1 pseudogene is annotated in these 276 nt (G+C 68.1%); it reads left to right on the top strand.

Annotation, left to right across the window (positions count from 1 at the left end):
- Positions 1-276, top strand: a pseudogene (locus SB816_RS31345) (TolC family protein); the annotation flags it as partial.

Here is a 276-nt window from a genome sequence, read left to right as displayed (position 1 = left end):
GCAGCCGATCGCGTCGGCCCAGATGGCTCGACAGTTCGAGGAGCGCTCGCTCGCGAGCGACGGGCTGCGTACGTACCTCGCGCACGAACTCGGGCACGACGTTCAATCATGGCCGCCGGCGCGCTGGAACCGCGAGATGCTGACCCTGGCGGCCTGGTATTACAGCCCGGCGCTGGATATCGCGCGAGCGCAGTGGGGCACCGCCAAGGCCGGTATCCGGGTTGCTGACGCGATTCCGAACCCGGTCCTGCAACTGCCATTCCAGTACGCGACGCC

This window comes from Achromobacter sp. SIMBA_011, assembly GCF_046535435.1.
Classification (GTDB): domain Bacteria; phylum Pseudomonadota; class Gammaproteobacteria; order Burkholderiales; family Burkholderiaceae_B; genus Achromobacter; species Achromobacter dolens.
The sequence above is the reverse complement of the archived record's forward strand: the minus strand, read 5'-3'. Positions and strand labels throughout refer to the sequence as shown.